Source organism: Microbacterium sp. AC035 (genome assembly GCF_979258485.1).
The window spans coordinates 3,483,099-3,506,981 of the sequence record NZ_OZ409858.1 but is presented as its reverse complement, the minus strand read 5'-3'; the positions used below and the strand labels follow the sequence as shown (position 1 = coordinate 3,506,981).

The following is a 23,883-nucleotide window of genomic DNA, read 5'->3' as shown; positions in this document are numbered from 1 at the left end:
CGGCCGACTGTGCTCTGACGTCAGGGAGACTCCATGACCAACCCCACCGCCGCCGCCCTCATCGAGCGGTCGAACCGCCTGGGCGCCGACCCGAAGAACACCAACTACGCCGGCGGCAACACGTCGGCGAAGGGCACCGAGACCGACCCGGTCACGGGTCAGCCCGTCGAGCTGATGTGGGTCAAGGGTTCGGGTGGAGACCTGGGGACGCTCAAGGAGCAGGGGCTCGCCGTGCTGCGCCTCGACCGCATGCGCGCACTCGTCGACGTCTATCCGGGTCTTGACCGCGAAGACGAGATGGTCGCCGCGTTCGACTACTGCCTGCACGGCAAGGGCGGTGCAGCTCCGTCGATCGACACCGCGATGCACGGCCTCGTCGACGCCGCGCACGTCGACCATCTGCACCCCGACTCGGGCATAGCGATCGCCACCGCGGCCGACGGCGAAGAGCTGACGGCGAAGATCTTCGGAGACAAGGTCGTATGGGTTCCGTGGCGTCGCCCCGGCTTCCAGCTCGGACTCGACATCGCCGCGATCAAGGCGAAGAACCCGCAGGCGATCGGCACGATCCTCGGCGGCCACGGCATCACGGCGTGGGGTGACACGTCGGAGGAGGCCGAGGCCAACTCTCTGTGGATCATCGACACCGCAGCCGCCTACATCGAGGCGAACGGCAAGTCCGACCCGTTCGGCGGCATCCGCGCCGGCTTCGAGGCGCTTCCCGAGGCCGAACGCCGCGAGCGCGCTGCGGCCCTCGCCGGCACGATCCGCGGCATCGCGTCAACCGACAAGCCGATGGTCGGCCACTTCACCGACTCCGACGTCGTCCTCGACTTCCTCGCCTCGGATCGCGCCCCCGAACTCGCAGCCCTCGGCACCAGCTGCCCCGACCACTTCCTGCGCACCAAGGTCAAGCCGCTGATCCTCGACCTGCCCGTCACGGCGTCCGCCGAGGAGCAGATCACCCGCCTGCACGAGCTGCACACCGAGTACCGCGCCGACTACCAGGCCTACTACGACGCCCACGCCACCAGCGAGTCGCCCGCGATCCGCGGCGCCGACCCGCTGATCGTGCTCGTGCCCGGCATCGGGATGTTCTCCTACGGTGCGAACAAGCAGACCGCCCGCGTCGCCGGAGAGTTCTACGTCAACGCGATCAATGTGATGCGCGGCGCCGAAGCGCTGTCGACCTACTCCCCCATCTCGGACGCCGAGAAGTTCAACATCGAGTACTGGGCGCTGGAGGAGGCGAAGCTGCAGCGCATGCCGAAGCCGAAGTCGCACCAGGGTCGCATCGCGTTCGTCACCGGAGCCGCCAGCGGCATCGGCAAGGCCATCGCCACGCGTCTCGCTGCCGAGGGTGCGTGCGTCGTCATCGCCGACCTCGACCTCGAGAAGGCACAGGCCGCTGCGGCCGAGCTCGGGAACACCGACGTCGCGATCGGCGTCGCGGCGAACGTCGCGGATGCGGATGCCATCCAGGCCGCGCTGAACGACGCAGTCCTCGCGTTCGGTGGTGTCGACCTCGTCGTCAACAACGCCGGACTCTCGCTGTCGAAGCCGCTGCTCGAGACCACCGAGAAGGACTGGGACCTGCAGCACGACGTCATGGCCAAGGGCTCGTTCCTCGTGTCGAAGGCCGCAGCGCGCGTGCTGATCGACCAGAAGCTCGGCGGTGACATCATCTACATCTCGTCGAAGAACTCGGTCTTCGCCGGCCCGAACAACATCGCCTACTCGGCGACGAAGGCCGACCAGGCGCACCAGGTGCGGCTGCTCGCGGTCGAGCTCGGCGAGTTCGGCATCCGCGTCAACGGCATCAACCCCGACGGCGTCGTGCGCGGCTCGGGCATCTTCGCCTCCGGCTGGGGCGCGAACCGCGCAGCCACCTACGGCGTCGCCGAAGAGGACCTCGGCCAGTACTACGCCAACCGCACGATCCTCAAGCGCGAGGTCGTTCCCGAGAACGTGGCGGATGCCGTCTACGTGCTCACCGGCCCCGAGCTCAGCCGCACCACGGGCCTGCACATCCCGGTCGATTCCGGCGTCGCCGCGGCGTTCCTGCGATGACGGTCCGGTCCGTCGCCGCCGTCGACCTCGGGGCGACCAGCGGTCGCGTCATGATCGGGCGGATCGGCGACGGCCGGCTCGACCTCGAACTCGTCTCGCGGTTCCCCAACGGGCCTGTCGAGCGCGAGGACGGCCTGCACTGGGACTTCGGCGCGCTCTACGAGCACGTGGTGGCAGGTCTCGCCGAGGCCGTGCGCCGGGAGCCGGGCATCGAGAGCATCGGCATCGACTCCTGGGCCGTCGATTACGGCCTGCTGAAAGACGGCGAGCTTCTCGCCGAGCCGTTCCACTATCGCGACGAGCGCACGGCGCGCGGGGTCGACGAGGTGCACGCCGAGGCTCCGTTCGCCGAGCTGTACGGGCGCAACGGACTGCAGTTCCTGCCGTTCAACACGCTCTACCAGTACCGCGTCGACGCCCGCCTCGCCGATGCCGACACCGCCCTGCTGATCCCCGACCTCATCGCGTTCCTGCTCACCGGAACAGCTGTGGCCGAGCGGACCAACGCCTCGACGACGGGCCTCTTGGGCGTCGAGACGGGCGAGTGGGACGCAGAGCTCGCCGAGCGCCTCGGCATCCCGTCGAGCATCCTGCCCTCGCTCGTCGACCCTGGCGAGACGATCGGCACACTCCGCGCAGAGCTGGCCGAGCGCATCGGCAAGGAGCTGCCCGTGATCGCGGTCGGCTCGCACGACACGGCATCCGCTGTCGTCGCCGCTCCCCTGTCGACGCCGCACTCGGCCTACATCTCGTGCGGCACCTGGGGACTGGTCGGCGTCGAGCTGACCGAGCCGGTGCTGACGGATGCTGCGCGCGAGGCGAACTTCACTCATGAGCTCGGCGTCGACCGGCGCTACCGCTTCCTGCACAACGTCACGGGGCTCTGGCTGCTGAGCGAGACCGTGCGCGCGTGGGAGGCGGAAGACGGATCGTCGATCGACCTCCCGGGGCTGCTGGCCGCGGCATCCGCTGTCACCGATGATGTGCCGATCTTCGACGCGAACGACTCGTCGCTCAGCGCACCCGGAGACATGCCCGCACGCATCGCGGCGCTGCTCGGGGGTGCCGCGCCGACGACGCGGCCCGCGTTCGCCCGCTCGATCGTCGAGTCGATCGCGACGGCTTTCGCGGACGCCGTGCAGACGGCATCCGATCTGTCGGGGCGCGAACTCGACAGCATCCATCTGGTGGGAGGCGGCTCGTTGAACCGTCTGCTGTGCCAGGCGACGGCCGATCGCACCGGTCTTCCGGTGCTCGCAGGCCCCGTCGAAGCGACCGCCCTCGGCAACGTGCTCGTGCAGGCGCGAGCCCTCGGCGCTGCCCCTGCCTCTCTCGAGGAGCTGCGCGCCTTGGTCGCCGCCACGCACGAGCCGGAGCGCTTCGACCCGCGCTGACTCACACCCGTCGCAGCCGCACATTCGGCTGCCCGGATCACGGATGGATGCCGAGAACACCCTTTCTCAGCATCCATCCGTTTTTTCGGCATGCATCTGTACCCGTCGACGCAGGGGCGGGTGCAAAATGCCGGTGCGGGATGCCGGTGCGGGATCCCCGTTCGGATGCGGATGCCGGCCGCGTCGGGCGCCGAAGAAGGAACGATCCCGACACACGAAAAGGGCGCCGGAGCCGAAGCCCCGACGCCCCCACGAATTCGACTCAGAAGTCGAACTCGCCGATGTTGTCTGCGTTGAACTCGAACGGGTCGCCGAGCAGCACGACGCCGTCAGCGCCGACCGTGTACTCGCCGAGCTCGCCGGCCTCGAAGGTGTCGCCCTCTTCGCCGGTGATGTCGCCCTCGATCAGTGCCTTCGACGCGAATGCCGCCAGGTAGCCGAGGTCGGCCGGGTTCCAGAGTGCGAAGGCGGTGACGGTGCCGTCCTCGACGTACTCGCGCATCTGGTTCGGGGTGCCGAGACCGGTGATCGCGACCTTGCCCTTGTAGTCCGAGGTCGAGACGTAGCGAGCGGCAGCAGCGATGCCGACCGTGGTGGGCGAGATGATGCCCTTCAGGTTCGGGTGGCTCTGCAGAAGGGCTGCGGTCTTGTCGAACGACGTCTGGTCGTCGTCGTCACCGTAGACGGTCTCGACGATCGTGATGTCGGGGTACTCGCTGGCGACGTACTCCTTCATCAGGTCGATCCAGGCGTTCTGGTTGGTCGCGTTGGCCGATGCCGACAGGATCGCGACCTCGCCGGCTCCGCCGATCTGGTCGGCGATCAGGTCGACCTGCACCTTGGCGATGCCCTCGGAGTCGGCCTGGTTGATGAACAGGTCGCGGCACTCGGGGTTGGTGTCGGAGTCGAAGGTGACGACCTTGACGCCCGCGTCACGCGCCTCGTTCAGGGCGTCGCAGATCGCCTTCGGGTCGTTGGCCGAGACGACCAGCGCGCCGACGGCCTGCTGCGTCGCGGTGTTGATGTAGCTGACCTGGGCGTCGGGGGTGGCCTCGGCCGGCCCGACCTCGGCGAACGTGCCGCCGAACTCGTCGACGGCGGTCTTGCCGCCCTCGCTCGAGGTGTCGAAGTACGGGTTGCCGAGGTTCTTCGGCAGGAACGTGATCGACAGGTTGTCCGATCCGCCGCCCTCCCCCGAGCCCGAACCGGAGCCGCCCGAGCCGCCGCTGGTGTCGGCGCAGCCGGTCAGCACGAGCGCTGCGGCCACGGCGACCGCCGCGAACCCCCCGATCTTCTTACGTGCAAACATCATTGTTCTTCCTTTCGTGATGATCACCGCTGGCGGGTGCCGACGATGTGAGGCTGCCTCATGGTGCGGGAGAGGCTGCTACGCGGAGTGGCGGACCGGCTTTCGCTCGCACGCGCTGCGCCCAAGCGAGGACGCTGGCTGCGACGACCGAGAAGATCAGCAGACCGCCGGTGATGATGTTGATGACGTCGGAGGTGACGCCCGCGAGGCGAAGGCTGCTGCCGAGCACCCCGATCAGGAGCACCGCTGCGACGACACCGTGCAGGTGCCCGCGACCGCCGAAGACCGAGACGCCGCCGAGCACCACCGCCGCGATCACCTGCAGCTCGAGCCCTGTGGCGTTGTCGCCTCGGGCGCTGCCGAACCGCAGCGTGTAGAAGATGCCCGCGAACGCGGCGACCACACCCGAGAGCACGAACAGGATGAACTTCGTCCGCTCCACGTTGACGCCCGAGAAGCGTGCGGCATCCTTCGACAGCCCGATCGCGAACACTCCGCGACCGAACGGGGTGAAGTGCAGCAGCACCGCGAACAGCACCAGCAGGATCAGGAACGGGATCACGATGTACGGGATCGTGGTGCCGGCGATCTTCGCCTTCGCGAGAGCGGTCCAGGTCTCGGGGAAGTCGGTGACGGCTGTGGTGCCGAGCAGGCCGACCGCGAGACCGCGGAAGAGCGCGAGCGTGCCGATCGTGACCGCGAGCGACGGGAGGCCGACCACCGTGACGAGGAAGCCGTTGAACGCGCCGCCCACCACGCCGACGAGCAGGGCGGCGAGGGCGGCGACCTCGAACGGAGCGCCGGATTCGGTGAGCACACCGGTCACGACACTGGCGAGACCGACCATGGATCCCACCGAGAGGTCGATCTCCCCGGTGATCATGACGAGCGTCATCGGCAGGGCGATCAACAGGATCGGCGCGACGTCGAGCAGCAGGTAGTTCGCCGTGATCGGCTGGGCGAATCCGCGGATCGTGACAGCCGCGACGATCGTCACCAGGACGAGCAGCGCGATGATCGCGAACTCGCGGTTGATGAAGATGCGCCGCCAGAGCGGACGGTCGTAGTCGCGGATGACGCGCGTCGACATGGTCGTCGTTGTCGTGGTCATGATTCGTCCCTCGCCTCGATGAGCTGGCGTCTCTGTCTGACCGCGAGCACCCGGTCGAGCACGATGGCCCCGATGATGAGCACACCGACGACGGCACGCTGCCAGAAGTCCGGGATGCCGAGAATGGGCAGGGCGCGGTTGATGGTCATCAGGAGCATCGCGCCGATGGCCGCGCCCCAGACCGTTCCGACGCCGCCGGTGATCGCGATGCCGCCGATGACGGCGGCACCGACCGCATCCAGCTCCCAGCCGCTGCCCGCCTGAGAACTGATCGATCCGTAGCGGGCGGCGTAGAAGACGCCGGCGAGACCTGCGAGTGCGCCCGAGAGGACGAACGCCGAGAGCACGCGGCGGGTGACCTTGAGACCGTAGAGCTCTGCGGCAGACGGGTCGGATCCGATCGCGTAGTACTCACGACCGCCGCGGATGTTGCGCAGATACCAGGCGGCGAGCGCGAGCACGATCACCGCGATGATCGTCAGCACCGGGATGAAGAGGATCTGCTGCGTGCCGAGCGCGAGGAAGCCCTTCGGCATGTCGGAGGCGTTGATGCGGTCGCTGCCGGTCCAGAGCACGTTTATGCCGCGGTAGGCATACAGCGTGCCGAGGGTGATCACCATGGCCGGCACCTTCGCGAACGCGACCAGCGCGCCGTTCACGAGGCCGAGGAACGCGCCGAGCAGCACGGCTGCGATCACGACGACCACGATCGGGATGCCGGGCACGTCGACGAACAGGCGTCCGGTCAGGTAGGCCGTCAGGCCCATCACCGATCCGACCGACAGGTCGACGTTGCGCGTGATGATGACGATCGCCTGACCCACCGCGACGAGCATGAGGATCGACGGCGTCAGCAGCAGGTCGCGCCAGCCGTCGGAGCTGAAGAGGAAGGCGGGGTTCTTCACCGTGGCGGCGATCACGACGAGCACGAGCGCGGCGAGGATGCCGAACTCACGTGCACGGCCGATGCCGCCGGGCTTCTTCGCGATCGCCGGAGCGGCGGCCGCGGGTGCGGTGGTGGTGCTCATGAGTGCAGCTCCGATGAGTGGGTGGCGGCGAACATGACGTTCTCACTGGTGGCGTCGTCGCGGGAGATCTCGGCGGTGATGCGGCCCTCGCGCATCACGAGCACGCGGTCGGCCATGCCGAGGACCTCGGGCAGCTCGGACGAGATCATGAGGATCCCCAGGCCTTCGCCCGCGAGCTGCGAGAGCAGCCGGTGCACCTCGGACTTCGTGCCGACGTCGATGCCTCGGGTCGGCTCGTCGATGATCAGCACGCGCGGATCGGTGGCCAGCCACTTGGCCAGCACGACCTTCTGCTGGTTTCCTCCGGAGAGGGTGGATGCCACGGTGTCGAGCGCATGCGTCTTGACCTCGAGGCGGGAGGCCCACTCCTTGGCCGCGCGGTTCTCGATGCCGCTGGTGATCAGACCCCACTTCGACAGGCGCCGACGGATCGCGAGCGTGATGTTGCCTCCGACACCCGCATCGATCACGAGACCCTGTTTTCGGCGGTCTTCGGGCACGAGAGCGAGTCCGCTGCGCATCGCGGCGGTCGGATTGCGGCGGGCGACCGTAGCGCCGAGCATCCGCACCTCGCCCTCGCTGTAGGGATCGACGCCGAAGATCGCGCGGGCGACCTCGCTGCGGCCGGCTCCGACGAGACCGGCCAGTGCGACGATCTCGCCCGCTCGAACGGTGAACGAGATGTCGTGGAAGACCCCGGGGCGGGTGAGCCCCGCGACCTCGAGCAGGGGGTCGCCGACGACGGCCGCCTGCTTGGGGAACAGCTCGGTGACGTCGCGGCCGACCATCTGGCGCACGAGATCGTCGACCGTCGTCTCGGCGATGGCCGTGGTGTCGATGTAGGCGCCGTCGCGCATGACGGTGACGGTGTCGCACAGGTCGAACACCTCGTCGAAGCGGTGCGAGATGAAGAGGATCGCACGGCCCTCGTCGCGGAGGCTCCGGGCGACCGCGAACAGACGGTCGACCTCGACGCCGCTGAGCGCGGCCGTCGGCTCGTCCATGATCAGCACACTCGCATCGAGCGAGATCGCCTTCGCGATCTCGATGATCTGCTGGTCGGCGATCGACAGCCCCTCGGTGATGCGATCGGGGTCGAGCGCTACGCCCAGGCGACGGAAGATCTGGTCGACCTCGGTTCGCATGGCCTTGCGGTCGATGCGGCCGAGGAAGCCGGTGGGCTGGCGCCCCATGAAGATGTTCTCGGTGACCGAGAGGTCGGGGAACAGCGTCGGCTCCTGGTAGATGACCGCGATGCCCGCGGCCTTCGACTGAGCCGTGCTGGTGAAGTCGACGTCCTCGCCGTGCAGGCGGAAGTCGCCCGAGTCACGGCGATAGAGACCGGCCATGATCTTCACGAGCGTCGACTTGCCGGCGCCGTTCTCGCCGATGAGGGCGTGGATCGAGCGGGGGCGGAGCGTCAGGCTGCCGGAGCGGAGTGCGACGACGGGGCCGAAGGACTTCACGACCCGATGCAGCTCGAGCGCGGTGGGGGGAGCGCTGCGGGCGGAGGCTGCGTCTACCACTGGCTTTCCTCTCCGTTGAGGGGGATGATGATCGGAATGAACTTTACCTGAATCGATTCAAGCTCGTTTCAGGCTAGTGTATGTGATGCCGGTCTCAGGTCAACCCCCGATGCCGAAGCGTGATCCGCCCGACGACGAGAGGACAGCCGAATGCCGATCAGCATCCGCGATGTCGCCGTCCGTGCGGGCGTCTCGGTGGGCACGGTCTCGAACGTCCTGAACCGTCCGGACGAGGTCTCGAGCGACTCGGTCGAACGCGTCACCCAGGCGATCGAAGAGCTCGGCTATGTGCGCAACGATGCAGCTCGCAAGCTCCGCGCCGGCGTGAGCACGACCGTCGGATTCGTCGTGCTCGACGGCCAGAACCCCTTCTACAACGACGTGGTGCGCGGTGCTGAAGATGAGGCGTCCAGCCACGGCATCGCGATCCTCTACGGCAACACCGACGACGACCCCTCTCGCGAGAAGGTCTATCTCGACCTCTTCCGCGAGCAGCAGGTGCGTGGTCTGCTCATCGCCCCCTACGGCGACGTCATGACGCAGCTGCGAAAGTTCCGGGCGAGCGGCATCGCCACGGTCCTCGTCGACCGGTTCAGCGCCGACAGCGGGTTCTCGTCGGTGTCGGTCGACAGCGTCGCGGGCGGGCGGCTCGCGGTCGAGCATCTGATCGAAGGAGGTCGACGGCGCATCGCCTTCGTCGGCGGCCCCTTCGACATGCGACAGGTCACCGACCGCCTCGCCGGAGCACGCGCCGCGGCGGAGAACGCCGCTGTGCACGTCGAGCTCGAGGTCGTGCCGACCTCGGCGATGACCGTCGAGGAGGGCGTCGCCGCCGGCACCAGGCTGCTCACCCGCCCTCGCCGCGAGTGGCCGGATGCTCTCTTCGCCGCCAACGACCTGCTCGCCCTCGGTCTGCTGCAGTCGCTCGTGTCCGGCGGCCGTGTGCTCGTACCCGACGAGATCGCGCTGATCGGCTTCGACGACAACCCGTTCGCTGCGGCCGCCGCCGTGCCCCTGTCATCCATCCGCCAGCCCAGCCGCATGATCGGCCGCACTGCGCTGCGCATCGTGCTCGAAGAGGCGGCCGACCCCGAGAGCATCCCCCGTCAGACCGTGTTCCCTCCCGAGCTGATCGTGCGCCGCTCGACCGGCGGCTGATTCGAGTCCGCTTGTCGCCGGGCGTCCTCGGCGACTCACGCACATCTGCATGCCGAGAACACGGATGCATGCCGAGAACGGCCTTCCCGGCATGCATCCGCCATCTGAGCATGCATTCGGCGCCGGGCCCCTCGCTATGCCCCGCGATCAGGCTCCGTATGCCCTCGCGACCGGCCGACGCAGCCCCTCGTACTCGACCGAGGGCCAGCGGTCATCGGCCGTGAGCACTTCCCACCCGTCCGCTGTGCGCAGCATCGTGTCCTCGACCTTGGCGCCAGGCGCTGTCGGATTCCAGGCGAACGCCTGATTCGCGACGAGCAGATCGGTCGTGGATGCCGTGGCGCGGGGGTCGCGTCCGGCATAGCCGGTCGGCCCGCCCTGGTGGTGCCGCTGCCACTCATCCGCATCGAAGCCGAAGCGTGCGTACGCCGCGGTGCCCGCCGCGAAGGCGTCGTCGAGACGAGCGCCCGGCGCCGACGCGTCGAGGAACGCGCGCTCGACGCCGAGCAGCGGCTCCTCGTCGACGGGAGCCCCTATCCACCGGGTTGCGTTGGCGATCAGCCCACCCCGGCGACCGCACACGACGACCATGGCCCGCTCTCCGAGCACGCCGGCGGTCGGAAGCGGATGCCGGAAGCCACCGCGCGGCGCACCGGCGACGAGCACCACGAGAGGATCAATCCCGCGGGCGGTGAGCTCAGCGGCGATGAGGGCCGCGACGGCGCGCTCGGTCTGGGCGGGGTCGACCGGAGCGAGGACATCGGTCAGAGCCTCCGCTGTCTCGCGCCCCAGCGACCGATATCTCGCACGCTCGGCCGGCAGCATCCGCGCCCGTGCCGCGCGCAGCCGCGCGGCGGCATCCGCTTCGGGAACCCCCGGGATCTCCGCCGCCGCGACGGCCGGTGAAATCCACCACGGCACCCGCACGACTCGCTCGGCGTCCTCAGGAAGCAGCTCCTCGGCGATCAGCCGATCGGCTTCGTTGTCGGCCACGAAGAGCACATCTCCGTGCGCCTCCACCCGCACCGCGAGCACGGGAGGACCCGCGAACGATACGTGGGTGCGCGCGCCCTCGAGGTACCACGACACGGCCTCGTGCGAGGTGAGCACGAGCGGCGCTCCGCCGAGCTCCTGTCGCACCCCCGCGAGGCGATCCTGCTTCTCGATGCGGTCATCGGATGCTCCGGCCATGCGACTCTCCCTGTAGAACGTTTTCTCGTAGTATGACGACAGCCGCGACCGATCGCGGAACGGAGGGATGCTGATGGCACGCCAATCGTCACGCCCCGGCATCACCGACGTCGCGAAGCTCGCCGGCGTCTCGCTCTCGACCGTGTCGCGCGCGATGAACGGAAACCCGTCGGTCGACTCCGCTCTCGCCGAACGAGTGCATGCCGCTGCGGCAGAGCTCGGCTACACCGCGAACCCCCTCGCCCGCAGCCTCGTGCTCGGCCGCACGCAGACGGTCGCCGTCGTCATCCCGGATCTCGAGAACCCGACCTTCCAGGCGATTCTCCGAGGTCTCAGTCGCGCCGCCAACGCCGACGGATATCACGTGCTGGTCGCCGACTCGCGTGAAGACCTCGATGAGGAGCACGCACTCGCCAGGGCGACCAGGCTGCGCACCGACGGTGTGATCCTCTGCGCTCCGCGCATGCCCGAGGCGGAGCTCGCACAGCTGCTCCCCGCACTCTCCCCCGCCGTCGCGATCAACCGCGGACCGCAGTCCGACGCTCCCGTCGTCGGCGCCGACTACGGATCCGGCATGCGCGAGATCGTCGACCACCTCACCTCTCTCGGCCACCGTCGCCTGGTGTACCTCGCCGGCGCCACCCGCAGTGTGACCCATCGGGCGCGACAGGATGCGATCGCGGCAGCGGTCTCTGCCGTCGACGGACTCGAGGTCGAGGAGATCTCCGCCGGCGTCGACTTCGACAGCGGCACTGCGGTGGCCGATCGGGTGCTCGCGAGCGGAGCCACTGCGGTGATCGCCTACAACGATCTCGTCGCGATGGGACTGCTCTCCGCTCTGACGGTCCGACGGGTCGACGTGCCGGATCGGCTGTCGATCACCGGCTTCGACGACATCCCGTTCGCCGCCTACACCTCGCCGCCGCTCACGACTGCCGCTGTTCCCGCAGTCGAGATCGGCGCGGCCGCGTGGGCCGCGATGCACGCCCAGCTCACGGGCGGCGATCCCACCCCGATACTCACGCTGACACCGAATCTCGTCGTGCGCGGCAGCACCGCGCCTCCACACGAGAGCTGAGCACGCGCCTGCCGATTGCTCGGCATCGGCTCTGTGCTATCGTCGAGAAAACGTTTCCTGAGTTCGAGATCAAAGAAGGATCACGATGACGAAGACCCGCTATGCCCTCGTCGGCGCCGGAGCCCGTGCGCAGATGTACGTCGAGGGGATCATCGGCCCGCACCGCGACCGCGCAGAGCTCGTGGCGATCATCGAGCCGAATCCCGTCAGGGCCGCGCACTACGCCGACCGCATCGCCGAGGTCGGTGCACCGGCGCCCCGACTCGCCGCCCCCGACGAGCTCGAGCAGGTCATCCGCGACGAGCACGTCGACCGGGTCATCATCTGCTCCCGCGACGACCTGCACGCCGAGCTGATCGTCCGCTCGCTCGAAGCGGGTGCCGATGTCGTGGTCGAGAAGCCGCTGACGATCGACGCGGCGAGCGCCGCCCGCATCGAAGCCGCCGTCGAGCGCACGGGGCGCCAGGTCGTGCTGACCTTCAACTACCGCTACTCCCCTCGCAACAGCGCGCTGCGCCAGGTGATCCAGGACGGCACGATCGGGCAGGTCACCTCGGTGGACTTCTCGTGGATGCTCGATACGAACCACGGCGCCGACTACTTCCGTCGCTGGCACCGCGAGAAGAAGAACTCGGGTGGACTGCTGGTCCACAAGTCGAGCCACCACTTCGATCTGGTCAACTGGTGGATCCGCTCGCAGCCGACGCGCGTCTTCGCCTCGGGCGGCTTGCGCTTCTACGGCGCCGACAACGCTCAGAGCCGCGGCCTGGGCGTGCGCCCCGCCCGCGGCACGCACGACGGCGGCGACCTGTTCGAACTCGACCTCCGCACCGACGAGCGCCTCACCGCGCTCTACCTCGATGCTGAACAGCACGACGGATACCGGCGCGACCTCGACGTCTTCAGCGAGGGAATCACGATCGAAGACAATCTGGCCCTCGTCGTCGACTACGCCTCGGGCGCGACGATGTCGTACTCGCTGAACGCGCACTCGCCGTGGGAGGGCTACCGCGTCGCGGTCAACGGCACGCTCGGCCGGGTCGAGCTCGAGGTCGTCGAACGCGGAGCCGTGCTCGCCGGCGACGGCCTGCACCCGCACATCGACCCCAGCCTCTCGGGTGCCGACGGAATCAGCTCGCTGCGCCCCGAGAGCGAGCGGCTGATCGTGCAGCGCCACTGGGAGGCCGCATACGAGGTGCCGATCGACGGCGGCGACGGCGGTCACGGCGGCGGCGATGAACTGCTGCTCTCCGACGTCTTCGAGGGCCCGGGCGATGATCCGCTCGCCCGCCCCGCCGACTGGACCGACGGCATCCGCTCGATCGCGGTGGGCATCGCCGGCAATCGCTCACTCGAGACAGGGCTCCCTGTGAAGGTCGACGAGCTCGGGATCGCCCTGCTCGCACGCCGATGAGGATCGTCGTCACCGGCGGTTCCGGCAGGCTCGGGCGCACGCTCGTGACAGGCCTGGCGGATGCCGGGCACGAGCTCGTCTCGATCGACCGCGAGGCGACCGACGACCTCGCACGCCCCGGGATCACGCAGTTCGCCCTCGATCTGACGGATGCGGATGCCACGGCCTCGGCGCTCGCGGGCACGGAGGCCGACGCGCTGATCCACCTCGCGGCGATCGCGGTGCCGTTCAGCGCGCCGGAGGATGTCATCCTCCGCACCAACGCCGCTCTCGCGCAGTCGGTGCTCGGCGGAGCGGTGCGCGCAGGCATCCACCGTGTGGTCGCAGCCTCCAGTCCCACCGTCATCGGCTACGGAGCACCACGCGGCTGGACTCCCGAACGACTGCCTCTCGATGAGACGTCGCCCACCGAACCCTGGAACGCCTACGCCCTGTCGAAGCTGCTGATCGAGCAGACCGTCGACATGCTGAGGAGACAGACCGGCGACGATGTGCGCTTCGCGTCCTTCCGCCCCTGCTACGTGATCGCCCCCGAGGAATGGGCCGGCGCTCCGACCCAGCAGGGTCACACGGTGATCGAGCGCCTCGACGACCCGGCATTGTCGGCCCCCGCACTCTTCAACTACGTCGACGCCCGCGACGTGGCCGCTTTCGCCGTCACGCTGCTCGCCGCCCTGGACGACATCCCGAACGGCGAGCGGTTCTTCGTCGGCGCTGACGATGCGCTGGCCCGTCGCCCCCTGAGCGAGCTGCTGCCGCGGTTCCACCCCGGCACCGCGCGGGCGGCGGCCGAACTCACCGGCGATGCGCCCGCCTTCTCCTCCGCCAAGGCGGCCCGGCTGCTCGGCTGGCGCCCCACCCGCACCTGGCGCACAGAGCTCGCCGCCGCATCCGCCCCCGGCAAGGCCTTCCCGCGATGACCACCATCCGCAGGCTGACGACGCGCCTGCAGCGAGTCTCGCTGACGCGTCCGTGGGCGGCCGACGTGACTTCCGTCGGCGTCGTCGCGACCCATGTCGTGCGCTCCGACGGAGCCGAGGGGTGGGGGTTCTCGTGGAGCCCGCAGATCGGTGCGCCCGCCGTGCACGCGCTGCTCGAGCACGACATCGCTCCCGCCGCCGAGGGCCGTTCCGCTGTTCCCGGCGAATCCTGGCAAGGTCTGTGGGAGCACCTGCACGAAGCCGGAGGCGGGGGGATCACGACGATCGCGCTGGCCGGACTCGATCTTGCGCTGTGGGATGCCGAGGCCCGATCGACGGGCCTCTCGATGTCAGGGCTGATCGGCCGCCGTCGCGAGCGAGTTCGCGCCTACGGCTCGGGTGTGAACCTGCACTATTCGCTCGACGAGCTCCTCGCCCAGGTGCAGCGGTGGATCGACTCGGGCTTCGGCGCCGTGAAGATCAAGGTCGGAAAGCCCGAGCTCGCAGAAGACCTCGATCGCGTCGCCGCCGTGCGCGAGCTGCTGGGCCCTGATCGGGCGCTGATGATCGACGCGAACCAGCGGTGGGATCTGGAGCGGGCGACAGCATCCGTCGAGGCCCTGTCGCGCTTCGACCTCGCCTGGATCGAAGAGCCGCTGCGCGCCGATGACCTCGACGGCCACACGGAACTCGCGCGACGCATCGACGTGCCGATCGCGCTCGGCGAGAACCTGCACACGGTGCACCGCTTCGGCGACTTCCTGCGCGCGGGAGCAGCGCAGATCGTGCAGCCCAACATCGTGCGGGTCGGCGGCATCACCCCGTTCCTGCGCATCGCCGAACTCGCCGCATCTCACGGCGCAGCGCTGCATCCGCATCTGCTGCCGGAGCTCTCGGGGCAGCTCGCGCTGACTCTGGCCCACACCGCTCACGAGATCCTGGTGGAAGACGTCGAGGATGCCGGGTTCGGAGCGCTGGGCGCATTGGTCGATCCGTCGCCGGTGACGATCAGCGACGGCTGGCTCACCGAGACCGTACACGACGGTCTCGGCATCCGCTTCTCGCCTCTGCTCTACTCGCCCCGGTCCGACGCCCCGCGTCCCGCATAGGAGCGCCCCTCCTGACCACCTCGCCCGCAGTCTGATCGCTGCGGCCGATCACCGAACGCCAGAGCGCCCTCTCCGTCGCAGGACGGGGAGGGCGCTGAGGCGTTCGGAGAACGTCAGGTCAGGCGTTCGGCAGCACTCCGGCGTTGGCCCCCTCGAGCAGCTGCTCGACCTGCTCGTGCGTGACCTCGATGCCGGGGAAGCCGATCAGTCGGCCGATCGGGAACGATGCCATCATCTTCTGCATCGCCTCATCGTTCGGCATCATCGAGGCGGCCGACGAGTCGGCTCCGGTGAGCTCTCCCATGAAGCCCCCGAGGGCGCCCATGATGGTGGGCCCTGCCACGGGATGAGCGACCACGTCGCCGATCGACGAGTTCATGGTCAGGGGCAGCGAGACAGCGTCGCCCTCGACCTCGACAGTCGACGACGAGCGGATGTCCCGGCTCGATGCCGCGACCTCGACGGTGTACTCGCCGCTCTCGACGATCCAGCGGTCGACCCGCACGTCCCAGTAGGCGAGGTCTGCGCGACGCACGACCAGCTCGACCGTGCGGGTCTCACCGGCAGCGAGAGCGACCGACGAGAACGCCTTGAGCTCGCGCGGCGCGCGCTGCACTGCAGACGCGACGGGAGCGACGTACACCTGCACGATCTCCCTGCCGTCGCGCGTGCCGGTGTTGGTGATGTCGACGTGCACGACGATGTCGCCGTTCTCGCTCGCCTCGACGGAGGCCTCGCCGTAAGAGAACGTCGTGTACGACAGGCCGTGCCCGAACGGGTAGGTGACCTCGAGGTTCTTCGCGTCATACCAGCGATACCCCACCAGCACGCCCTCGCCGTAGCGGACGTGTCCGAACTCACCCGGGAAGTTGCCGAACGAGGGGTTGTCCTCGAGCCGCACCGGAACGGTCTCGGTGAGCTTGCCCGACGGGTTCACGGTGCCGTACAGCACATCGGCGACAGCGCCGCCGCCTGCCTGGCCGAGCAGCCAGGTCTCGACGATCGCGGGCACCCGGCCTGCGAACGGCAGCGCCACGACGCCACCGTTCGAGAGCACGACCACGGTCGTCGGGTTCGCCTCGATCACGGCGTCGAGCACCGCGAGCTGGTCGGCGGGAAGATCGATGTGCTCGCGGTCGAAGCCCTCCGACTCCTCTGCGGCGGGAAGGCCGAGGAAGACGACGGCCACGTCCGCTGCCGAGGCTGCAGCCGCGGCCTCGTCGCGCAGGTCGTCGTCGGAGCGACCGGATGCCGCGACGGCGCCGCCCTCGACCGAGAAGCCGGCCGCGTAGGTGACGTCGTCTCCGCCGACGGCTCGCAGCTCGTCGAGCGCAGTGTCGACACGGGTCGGGTTGATCAGCGACGACCCTGCGCCCTGGAAGCGCGGTTCGGTGGCGAATGCGCCGATGACCGCGATCTTCTGTCCCGCTGCGAGGGGCAGCACATCGCCGTCGTTCTTCAGCAGCACGATCGACCGTCCGGCCGCTTCCCGCGCGAGCGCGTGGTGGGCGTCGACGTCGAGAGGGCCTGAGACGGCCGGGCGCCGCTGCGCCTTGCGGACGAGGTCGATCGCGCGGTCCGCCGCGGTGTCGAGCACGGTCTCGGCGAGCTCACCCGCGCGCACGGCGGCCACGAGCTGAGCATCCGTCCGTCCGCCGGACGAGGGCATCTCGAGATCGAGGCCTGCCGCGACGCCCGCCACACGGTCGTTCACCGCACCCCAGTCCGAGACGACCACACCGTCGAAGCCCCAGTCTTCGCGCAGCACCTGAGTGAGCAGCCACGGGTCCTCCGACGCGTAGACGCCGTTGATGCGGTTGTACGAGCACATGACGGTCCAGGGCTGGGCGTCGGTGATGACGCGCTCGAAGCCACGCAGGTAGATCTCATGCAGCGGGCGAGGGTCGACGTCGGAGCTCGCGCGCATGCGATCGAACTCCTGGTTGTTCGCTGCGAAGTGCTTGAGCGAGGTGCCGACACCCTGAGACTGCACGCCGCGCACCGAAGCCGCACCCAGGATTCCCGAGACGATCGGATCTTCGGAGAAGTACTCGAAGTTGCGTCCGCACAGCGGGGAGCGCTTGATGTTGATGCCGGGGCCCAGGACGATCGCGACGTCTTCGATGGCCGCTTCGACGCCGATGGCTGCTCCGACCCGTTCGATGATCTCGGGGTCGAACGACGAGCCGATACCGACGGCGGGCGGGAAGCAGGTCGCGGGCACGCTGCTCGAGAGACCGAGGTGATCGGTCCCTCCCGCCTGCTTGCGCAGGCCGTGCGGGCCGTCGGTCATCATGATCGACGGCAGACCGACGCGATCGATGGCCTTCGTCGTCCAGAAGTCGGCCCCGCTCGTGAGCGATGCCTTCTCCTCGAGGGTGAGGTCGGATGCCGATGTATCGGTCATGGTGTTCCTTTCGCGGCGACAGCGGTGTCTTGCGAAAACTATATGCCAGTAAGTATTGGATTTCAAACGTTGTTCAGGATTACTCTCGGAGGATGGCACGACGAGGTTCATACGCGAAGGGCGTCGCCAGGCGCGAAGAGATCCTCGAGAGCGCTCTCGATGTGATCGGCCGCAAGGGCTACCAGAACGCCTCGCTCAAGCAGATCGCCGAGCTGGTCGGCGTCACCCCGGCTGCGCTCCTGCACTACTTCGGCAGCAAGGAGGAACTCTTCACCGAGGTGCTGCGCAAGCGCGACGAACATGACGGCATGATGCCGCAGACGATGGATCCGTCCGACGGCAAGTCCGCGTTCATCGACGTCATCCGCCACAACACCGAGGTCCCGGGTGTCGTCGAGCTGTTCTCCCGCCTGTCCGTCGACGCCGTCGACCCCGCGCATCCGGCCCATCAGTACTTCCTCGAGCGCAGCGAGCGGCTACGCGAGAGCATCACCGTCAGCTTCGCCCACGGCGAGGCACACCGAGCGACGCTCGATCCGGACACCATGGCGCGGGTGATCCAGGCGGTCGCCGACGGGTTGCAGCTGCAGTGGATGATCGACCGCTCGGTCGACATGCCGGGCATCATCGGCGCCCTCATGGACGTGCTCTACCCGCCGGCCGATCAGCCGGAGACACCCACCCGCTGAATGCGAAGAACCGCCCTCACCCGGCTGGCAGGAGGGGCGGTTCGTCGAGACGGATCATGCCGTCAGTGCGCGAACGTCAGCGCACGTTTCCGTTCGAGCAGGTCTGCTGTGCGGCCGAGTTGCCCTTGATCGAGTCCGGCAGCGCCACCACGTTCTCGGGCGTGACCGCAGGGTCGGGCGTCGCACCGGCGTCGACAGGGGTCTGCGGTCCCGGATCCGTCACGACGACTCCGTCGTTCTCGGTGTTCTGGTGCGTGACCTGCAGCTGGGCGTTCTCGTTGATCGCGGTCCACATCGCTTCGGCGGACTCCTTGTCCGGCACGACGCGGTTGGGGTCGGCCGGGTCCGCGAACGTCGGGTACTGCAGGAAGACGATGTCCTCGAACGGCACGGACTTCACCGCGAGCGCGATCTGCACGATCTTCATCGGGTCGGCGAGCGAGGTGCTCGCCTCGACGTTGTCGAGACCGGTGGTCGCGAGTTTCAGCATCATCGGGACGTTGCCGAGCGTCTCGCCGCTGATCAGCGTGCGAGCCAGGCTCGACATGTACTGCTGCTGGTTGCCGATGCGTCCGAGGTCGCTGCCGTCTCCGACCCCGTGACGGGTGCGAAGGAACTGCAGAGCCGTGATGCCCTCGATCACGTGGTTTCCGGCCGCGAGGTCGAGTCCCGTGTAGCGGTCCTTGATCGGCGAGGCGAGGCACACCTCGACGCCGCCGATCGCATTCGTGATCTCGATCACGCCGCCGAACGTGACGGACGCCGCGAACTGGATCTCCTGACCGGTGAGGTCGGAGACGGTCTTCGCGACGCAGTTGAGTCCGCCGTCGGTGTACGCGGTGTTGATCTGCTGCTTGCTCATCGCGGAGTGCACGTCGCCCTCGGCGTCCTCGCACTCGGGGATCGGGACCATCATGTCTCGGGGCAGGCTGACGACGGTGATGCGGCGGGGCTCCTCCGACACATGCAGAAGAAGGTTCACGTCGTTGAGCGTGCCTTCGGAGTCGGCGCCGGTGCAGCGCTCTCCGAAGTACTGCGCGTAGGCCTCTTCGCACGTGTCGACACCGGTGAGGAGCATGTTGAATCCGCCCTCGTACTCGCTGATGTCCGGCGGGAGCTGCTCAGTGCTGTCCAGCTCGACCGCGTTGGCCGAGACCGTGCTGGAGAGGTCGTAGACGATGTACGAGACGACGCCGAACCCGCTCACCAGGACGACGGCGAGGCCGATCGCGATGAACGTCAGAAGCTGGCTGACGGGGCCTGGCGAGTGGAGCTGCCCGTGTCGTGCGATGGTACGACGTCGTCGGGTGTGAGGACTCACTCGGGACCTTTCGGTTCAGCGTGCGGTGCGGGGGGACACCGTTCCCTGGAATGCGGAGGGTGTGGGATTCGAACCCACGAGACATCTCTGCCCACTGGTTTTCAAGACCAGCTCCATCGGCCACTCGGACAACCCTCCCGACAGACGAATCTGCCGACAAGCCGTGAGTCTAGCCGAGTTCTATTCTCTCGCGCTGACCTGGGCGGCCGCTGGAAGCGTGTTCAGGGCCATCGCGAGGCCGCCGTCCTCGACGTCGCCGGTCACCTCACCCGCGGCATCCTTGACCTCTGCGGGCGCCTGCCCCATGGCGACGGCCCGGCCGTCGAGCCCCAGCGCCCACCCGAACATGCCGATGTCATTGCGACCGTCGCCGGCCACGAAGACCTGTCCTCGCTCGAAGCCCAGCTCGGTGCGCACACGCTCGAGCGCCGTGCCCTTGTCGACGCCCTGCGGCGCGATGTCGAGCCACGCGGTCCAGCCGATCGCGTATGAGACCTCGTTGAGCCCTGCGTCGGCGACGAGGCGGTGGAAGTCCTCCTCATCGTGCCCCGGCGACACGACCACGACACGGGAGACGGGCTCGGCGACCAGCTCCTCGAAGCCGACCTGTCGTCCGCCGTCGAGCGTCCAGTCGTCGAGATGCTCGGTGTAGAGCCGCAGTCCGGAGCCGAGCTCGACCATGTACCGAGCCTCAGGAAGGCGGTCGCGCAGGAGAGCGAGCACGGGAGACGGATCGAACGTCTCGATGTGCCACCGCTCCCACTCGTCACCCACCCGACGCATCGTCACCGCTCCGTTCGAGCACACCACGAACTGCGGGGTCAGCTCGAGCTGCTCGACCCAGCGACGCGTGGCCATCCAGCTGCGCCCGGTGGCGATCGTCACCTCATGACCGGCGTCCCGCAGCCGTGCGACGGCCTCGGGCACACCGGGGCTCATCGTCTCGTCCTGCAGGATGATCGTGCCGTCGACGTCGAGACCGACGAGCCAGGGGGCCGTCACGCGGTCGGCTCCAGAACCTCGAGTCCACCGAGGTACGGCCGCAGCACCTCCGGCACGCGCACAGAACCGTCGGCCTGCTGATGCGTCTCGAGCAGAGCGACGATCCAGCGGGTCGTCGCGAGCGTGCCGTTGAGCGTCGCCACGGGCTGCGTCTTCGCGGTCTGGCCCTCATGCACCTCTGGACGGTGCCGGATGTCGAGACGACGCGCCTGATACGTCGTGCAGTTCGAGGTCGAGGTGAGCTCGCGGAAAGCGCCCTGCGTCGGCACCCACGCCTCGATGTCGTACTTGCGCGCTGCGCTGGAGCCGAGGTCGCCCGCGGCGACGTCGATCACGCGATAGGCGAGGCCGAGCGAGGTGAGCATCTCCTCCTGCAGCGCGACGAGCCGCAGGTGCTCCGCCTCGGCATCCTCCGGGTTCGTGTAGACGAACATCTCGAGCTTGTTGAACTGGTGCACCCGGATGATGCCGCGGGTGTCCTTGCCATGCGAACCCGCCTCGCGGCGATAGCAGGTCGACCAGCCGGCGTAGCGCAGCGCGCCCTTGCCCAGGTCGAGGATCTCGTCCTTGTGGTACCCGGCGAGCGCGACCTCGCTGGTGCCCACGAGGTACAGGTCATCGTCCTTGTCGAGGTGATAGACCTCGTCTGCGTGCTCGCCGAGGAATCCGGTGCCCTGCATGATCTCGGGCCGCACCAGGGTGGGCGTGATCAGCGGGATGAAGTCGTTCTGCAGGGCCTTGTCGAGCGCGAGGTTCATGAGCGCGATCTCGAGACGAGCCCCGATGCCCCGCAGGAAGTAGAAGCGAGCGCCAGACACCTTCGCGCCGCGCTCCATGTCGATCGCGCCGAGGATCTCGCCGAGCTCGAGGTGGTCGCGGGGTTCGAAGTCGAACGCGGGCACCTCGCCGACTCGGCGCAGCTCGACGAAGTCGGCCTCGCCTCCGGCGGGGACGCCGTCGATGACGACGTTCTCGATGCGTGCGAGAGCAGCGGCCAGCGTCTCGGCGGCCTCGTTGGCGGCCTGCTGCGCCTGCTTGACGCGCTCGGCGAGGTCCTTGACCTGCGCGACGAGCGCCGCCTTCTCCTCCTTGGGGGCCTTCGCGACCTGCTTGCCGAACGCGTTCTGCTCGGCCCTCAGCTCTTCGAACGCGGCGAGCGCCGCCCGACGCGATCGGTCGGCCTCGAGCGCGGTGTCGACGGTGCCCTGGTCGTTGCCACGGGCGGCCTGAGAGCGGCGGACGATCTCCGGATTTTCGCGGAGGAGTGCGAGGTCGATCATCCACCAAGTCTATGGTGCGGCCCGGGCGCGTCCGCCGCGACCGAGCGGGTCGACTGCCGGGTTAGAGTAGCGCCATGACCACGAGCGCCACCGGCCGACGCCAGGCAGCGCTCATCTACAACCCGATCAAAGTCGACGAGAAGCATCTGCGGGCCAGAGTCCGCGCCCTCTCGAGCGAGGCCGGGTGGGAGCATCCGGCCTTCTACCCGACCACGATCGAAGACCCCGGCCAGGGGGCGACGGCTCAGGCCCTCGCCCGAGAGGTGGATGTCGTGCTCGTGGCCGGCGGAGACGGCACCGTGCGCGCCGTCTCCGAAGCCATCGCGAACACCGGAGTGCCACTCGCGATCCTGCCGAGCGGCACCGGGAACCTGCTGGCGCGCAATCTGGCGCTCCCGCTCGCCGATCCCGACGAGATGATCCGCGCGGCGCTGGGCGAGTTCCGCCACGCGATCGACATCGGCTGGGCGCGACTGACGAGAGAGAACGGCGAGCACGAAGAGCATGCGTACGTCGTTCTCGCCGGGGTCGGGCTGGATGCCGACATGATCGCCAACACCCGCGCCGATCTGAAGAAGTCTGTCGGGTGGATCGCCTACGTCGACGGAGCCGCGAGGTCGCTCGTGGGCGCCGAGCCCTTCCGCTCCGTGTTCCAGATCGACGACGGACGCCTGCACTCGACCAAGGTGCACAGCATCCTGTTCGCCAACTGCGGCACTCTGCCGGCGGGCATCTCTCTGATCCCCGACGCCTCCATCACCGACGGCGTCCTCGATATCGCCGTGATCCAGCCCACCGGCATGTGGGGCTGGCTCGGGGTCTGGCGCAAGATCTGGTGGGACAACTCGGTGCTGCGGCGATCGCGCGCGGGACGCCGGGTGCTCGAGCGTCGGGGCAGGGACGCCTCGGTGCACTACTTCCGCGGAGCCGCCGCCGAGGCCGCCGTGACGTCGCCCACGCCGATCGAGCTCGACGGCGACGAGTTCGGGACCGCGGTGCGCATCACCTGCCGCGTGGACCCCGGAGCGCTCCTGCTCGCCCTTCCCGCCGACCATCCGGTCGCATCGTTCTGATCCTCGCCGGACCGGCCTGCTCCGGACCGCTCGGATCCAGTGTCAGCCCCGCACCTCGACCGTGCCGTCGAGGCCGCCGCCGACGAGTGTGAGGGTGAACGCGTCATCGTCTACGGCGTCCTCGCCGAACTCGAGGATCGTCGCGCGCGGCGCCATGTCCATGGTGCAGACCTGGTCTTCGTCCGTCGCGAAGGTGGCAGTGCCCGAGGAGCCCGAGCCTTCGAGGTTCTCGACCACGGGTGCGCATGTCGAGGAGCCCCAGGTGAGCAGCACCAGCGAACCGTCATCGAACCAGCCGGCCGTCGGCGCGTACTCGGTCGACGAGCCGGGGGTGCCGGTGAATGAAGGGTCGCCGTCGAGATCGACGTCGTCGACGACATCGCCGTAGGTCACCTGCAGGGTGATCTCCTTCGTCGGGTCGACACCGTCCGGCAGCGCGCCGACGCTCGCGCGGGACGCCAGGTCGGCCGTGCATGCCTTCTCGCCGTCTCCGTCGGACTCCGGCTCGACGAGTGTCACCGAGACTGTCTGTCCTTCGGCCGACACCGTATCGACCTGCGGCACGCAGGTAGAGGATCCCCAGGTCACAACGGCGAACATGCGGCCGTCGTCGAGCAGCGTGCCTTCGACGTCATCCGAGTCGTCGGTGCTCTGACCCGGCCCGCTCGAGGGGTTCGAGGTCGCCTGCGACCCGGTGGCCCCGGGACCGATCGTGCACCCCGCGATGAGCAGCACGGCGGCCAGGGACGAGAGTGCGGCGATGACACGCGATGGGGATTCCATGCACACAGGGTACCGGCAGC

At 68.7% G+C, this 23,883-nt stretch carries 19 protein-coding genes and 1 tRNA gene; 9 read left to right on the top strand and 11 right to left on the bottom strand.

Translation table 11 applies throughout. The annotated features are described in order from the left end of the window. Positions 1–33 precede the first annotated feature (33 nt). Positions 34–2,070 (top strand): bifunctional aldolase/short-chain dehydrogenase, encoded by a 2,037-nt coding sequence (locus ACZ0AA_RS16875; RefSeq protein WP_463513637.1) that lies wholly within the window; start codon positions 34–36, stop codon positions 2,068–2,070. Then, positions 2,067–3,464: a rhamnulokinase gene (locus tag ACZ0AA_RS16870; RefSeq protein WP_463513636.1), complete on the top strand. Its 1,398-nt coding sequence runs from the start codon at positions 2,067–2,069 to the stop codon at positions 3,462–3,464. The genes ACZ0AA_RS16875 and ACZ0AA_RS16870 overlap by 4 nt, the downstream gene beginning before the upstream one ends. 262 nt (positions 3,465–3,726) lie before the next feature. Here ACZ0AA_RS16870 and rhaS read toward each other — a convergent pair whose 3' ends face one another. From rhaS to ACZ0AA_RS16850, 4 genes are read right to left on the bottom strand one after another with little or no spacing between them, the layout of a single operon-like run. Then, positions 3,727–4,776 carry a rhamnose ABC transporter substrate-binding protein gene (rhaS, locus tag ACZ0AA_RS16865; protein WP_463513635.1) on the bottom strand — a complete coding sequence of 350 codons (1,050 nt, stop codon included), beginning with the start codon at positions 4,774–4,776 and terminating at the stop codon, positions 3,727–3,729. Positions 4,777–4,831: 55 nt separating this feature from the next. After that, the gene (locus ACZ0AA_RS16860; protein ID WP_400862297.1) at positions 4,832–5,884 is read right to left on the bottom strand and encodes an ABC transporter permease; all 1,053 of its coding nucleotides are present in this window, start codon (positions 5,882–5,884) and stop codon (positions 4,832–4,834) included. Continuing rightward, entirely contained in the window at positions 5,881–6,912 is a 1,032-nt protein-coding gene (locus ACZ0AA_RS16855; protein WP_311244790.1) for an ABC transporter permease, read from the bottom strand. The genes ACZ0AA_RS16860 and ACZ0AA_RS16855 overlap by 4 nt, the downstream gene beginning before the upstream one ends. Next, the gene (locus ACZ0AA_RS16850; RefSeq protein WP_463513634.1) at positions 6,909–8,438 is read right to left on the bottom strand and encodes a sugar ABC transporter ATP-binding protein; all 1,530 of its coding nucleotides are present in this window, start codon (positions 8,436–8,438) and stop codon (positions 6,909–6,911) included. Before ACZ0AA_RS16850 ends, ACZ0AA_RS16855 begins: the two co-directional genes overlap by 4 nt. Positions 8,439–8,588: 150 nt before the next feature. Here ACZ0AA_RS16850 and ACZ0AA_RS16845 point away from each other — a divergent pair, with 150 nt between their 5' ends. Further along, a complete protein-coding gene (locus ACZ0AA_RS16845; protein ID WP_400862303.1) occupies positions 8,589–9,596 on the top strand; it encodes a LacI family DNA-binding transcriptional regulator in 1,008 nt (335 codons plus the stop codon). 147 nt (positions 9,597–9,743) lie between these two features. Here the strand turns inward: ACZ0AA_RS16845 and ACZ0AA_RS16840 are convergent, their stop codons facing one another. Then, the gene (locus tag ACZ0AA_RS16840) at positions 9,744–10,787 is read right to left on the bottom strand and encodes a M24 family metallopeptidase (RefSeq protein ID WP_463513633.1); all 1,044 of its coding nucleotides are present in this window, start codon (positions 10,785–10,787) and stop codon (positions 9,744–9,746) included. Between the two features lie 73 nt (positions 10,788–10,860). Between ACZ0AA_RS16840 and ACZ0AA_RS16835 the strand changes: the two genes are divergently transcribed. The 4 genes from ACZ0AA_RS16835 to ACZ0AA_RS16820 all read left to right on the top strand — a co-directional run bounded on the left by ACZ0AA_RS16835 (position 10,861) and on the right by ACZ0AA_RS16820 (position 15,308). After that, positions 10,861–11,865, top strand: a complete 1,005-nt coding sequence (locus ACZ0AA_RS16835; protein ID WP_463513632.1) for a LacI family DNA-binding transcriptional regulator — start codon at positions 10,861–10,863, stop codon at positions 11,863–11,865. Between the two features lie 85 nt (positions 11,866–11,950). Then, complete coding sequence (locus ACZ0AA_RS16830; RefSeq protein ID WP_463513631.1) at positions 11,951–13,279, top strand: Gfo/Idh/MocA family protein; 1,329 nt, start codon at positions 11,951–11,953, stop codon at positions 13,277–13,279. Continuing rightward, on the top strand, positions 13,276–14,199 hold the full coding sequence (locus ACZ0AA_RS16825; protein ID WP_463513630.1) for an NAD-dependent epimerase/dehydratase family protein: 924 nt from the start codon (positions 13,276–13,278) through the stop codon (positions 14,197–14,199). The genes ACZ0AA_RS16830 and ACZ0AA_RS16825 overlap by 4 nt, the downstream gene beginning before the upstream one ends. Continuing rightward, on the top strand, positions 14,196–15,308 hold the full coding sequence (locus ACZ0AA_RS16820) for a mandelate racemase/muconate lactonizing enzyme family protein (protein WP_463513629.1): 1,113 nt from the start codon (positions 14,196–14,198) through the stop codon (positions 15,306–15,308). The genes ACZ0AA_RS16825 and ACZ0AA_RS16820 overlap by 4 nt, the downstream gene beginning before the upstream one ends. Positions 15,309–15,426: 118 nt before the next feature. Here ACZ0AA_RS16820 and ACZ0AA_RS16815 read toward each other — a convergent pair whose 3' ends face one another. Next, positions 15,427–17,715, bottom strand: coding sequence for a glycoside hydrolase family 3 C-terminal domain-containing protein (locus tag ACZ0AA_RS16815; protein ID WP_463513628.1), 2,289 nt, complete (start codon positions 17,713–17,715; stop codon positions 15,427–15,429). Positions 17,716–17,807: 92 nt separating this feature from the next. Between ACZ0AA_RS16815 and ACZ0AA_RS16810 the strand changes: the two genes are divergently transcribed. Then, entirely contained in the window at positions 17,808–18,404 is a 597-nt protein-coding gene (locus ACZ0AA_RS16810; RefSeq protein WP_463513627.1) for a TetR/AcrR family transcriptional regulator, read from the top strand. Between the two features lie 76 nt (positions 18,405–18,480). Here the strand turns inward: ACZ0AA_RS16810 and ACZ0AA_RS16805 are convergent, their stop codons facing one another. The 4 genes from ACZ0AA_RS16805 to serS all read right to left on the bottom strand — a co-directional run bounded on the left by ACZ0AA_RS16805 (position 18,481) and on the right by serS (position 22,007). Then, positions 18,481–19,725, bottom strand: coding sequence for an LCP family protein (locus ACZ0AA_RS16805; RefSeq protein ID WP_400862317.1), 1,245 nt, complete (start codon positions 19,723–19,725; stop codon positions 18,481–18,483). A 53-nt stretch (positions 19,726–19,778) separates the two neighbouring features. Then, a tRNA-Ser gene (locus ACZ0AA_RS16800) sits at positions 19,779–19,863 on the bottom strand. 42 nt (positions 19,864–19,905) lie between these two features. Beyond that, the gene (locus ACZ0AA_RS16795; RefSeq protein WP_042537005.1) at positions 19,906–20,727 is read right to left on the bottom strand and encodes an HAD family hydrolase; all 822 of its coding nucleotides are present in this window, start codon (positions 20,725–20,727) and stop codon (positions 19,906–19,908) included. Then, the gene (gene serS, locus ACZ0AA_RS16790; RefSeq protein WP_400862321.1) at positions 20,724–22,007 is read right to left on the bottom strand and encodes a serine--tRNA ligase; all 1,284 of its coding nucleotides are present in this window, start codon (positions 22,005–22,007) and stop codon (positions 20,724–20,726) included. Before serS ends, ACZ0AA_RS16795 begins: the two co-directional genes overlap by 4 nt. A 74-nt stretch (positions 22,008–22,081) precedes the next feature. Here serS and ACZ0AA_RS16785 point away from each other — a divergent pair, with 74 nt between their 5' ends. Continuing rightward, positions 22,082–23,080: a diacylglycerol/lipid kinase family protein gene (locus ACZ0AA_RS16785; RefSeq protein ID WP_463513626.1), complete on the top strand. Its 999-nt coding sequence runs from the start codon at positions 22,082–22,084 to the stop codon at positions 23,078–23,080. Positions 23,081–23,122: 42 nt separating this feature from the next. Here the strand turns inward: ACZ0AA_RS16785 and ACZ0AA_RS16780 are convergent, their stop codons facing one another. Next, the gene (locus ACZ0AA_RS16780; protein WP_463513625.1) at positions 23,123–23,863 is read right to left on the bottom strand and encodes a hypothetical protein; all 741 of its coding nucleotides are present in this window, start codon (positions 23,861–23,863) and stop codon (positions 23,123–23,125) included. Between the last annotated feature and the right edge of the window lie 20 nt (positions 23,864–23,883).

What these genes read in the sequence shown, in the direction of transcription:
- ACZ0AA_RS16875 (WP_463513637.1), top strand. Translation starts at nt 34, where the DNA reads ATGACCAACCCCACCGCCGCCGCCCTCATCGAGCGGTCGAACCGCCTG.
- ACZ0AA_RS16870 (WP_463513636.1), top strand. Translation starts at nt 2,067, where the DNA reads ATGACGGTCCGGTCCGTCGCCGCCGTCGACCTCGGGGCGACCAGCGGT.
- rhaS (WP_463513635.1), bottom strand. Translation starts at nt 4,776, where the DNA reads ATGATGTTTGCACGTAAGAAGATCGGGGGGTTCGCGGCGGTCGCCGTG.
- ACZ0AA_RS16860 (WP_400862297.1), bottom strand. Translation starts at nt 5,884, where the DNA reads ATGACCACGACAACGACGACCATGTCGACGCGCGTCATCCGCGACTAC.
- ACZ0AA_RS16855 (WP_311244790.1), bottom strand. Translation starts at nt 6,912, where the DNA reads ATGAGCACCACCACCGCACCCGCGGCCGCCGCTCCGGCGATCGCGAAG.
- ACZ0AA_RS16845 (WP_400862303.1), top strand. Translation starts at nt 8,589, where the DNA reads ATGCCGATCAGCATCCGCGATGTCGCCGTCCGTGCGGGCGTCTCGGTG.
- ACZ0AA_RS16840 (WP_463513633.1), bottom strand. Translation starts at nt 10,787, where the DNA reads ATGGCCGGAGCATCCGATGACCGCATCGAGAAGCAGGATCGCCTCGCG.
- ACZ0AA_RS16835 (WP_463513632.1), top strand. Translation starts at nt 10,861, where the DNA reads ATGGCACGCCAATCGTCACGCCCCGGCATCACCGACGTCGCGAAGCTC.
- ACZ0AA_RS16830 (WP_463513631.1), top strand. Translation starts at nt 11,951, where the DNA reads ATGACGAAGACCCGCTATGCCCTCGTCGGCGCCGGAGCCCGTGCGCAG.
- ACZ0AA_RS16825 (WP_463513630.1), top strand. Translation starts at nt 13,276, where the DNA reads ATGAGGATCGTCGTCACCGGCGGTTCCGGCAGGCTCGGGCGCACGCTC.
- ACZ0AA_RS16820 (WP_463513629.1), top strand. Translation starts at nt 14,196, where the DNA reads ATGACCACCATCCGCAGGCTGACGACGCGCCTGCAGCGAGTCTCGCTG.
- ACZ0AA_RS16815 (WP_463513628.1), bottom strand. Translation starts at nt 17,715, where the DNA reads ATGACCGATACATCGGCATCCGACCTCACCCTCGAGGAGAAGGCATCG.
- ACZ0AA_RS16810 (WP_463513627.1), top strand. Translation starts at nt 17,808, where the DNA reads ATGGCACGACGAGGTTCATACGCGAAGGGCGTCGCCAGGCGCGAAGAG.
- serS (WP_400862321.1), bottom strand. Translation starts at nt 22,007, where the DNA reads ATGATCGACCTCGCACTCCTCCGCGAAAATCCGGAGATCGTCCGCCGC.
- ACZ0AA_RS16785 (WP_463513626.1), top strand. Translation starts at nt 22,082, where the DNA reads ATGACCACGAGCGCCACCGGCCGACGCCAGGCAGCGCTCATCTACAAC.
- ACZ0AA_RS16780 (WP_463513625.1), bottom strand. Translation starts at nt 23,863, where the DNA reads ATGGAATCCCCATCGCGTGTCATCGCCGCACTCTCGTCCCTGGCCGCC.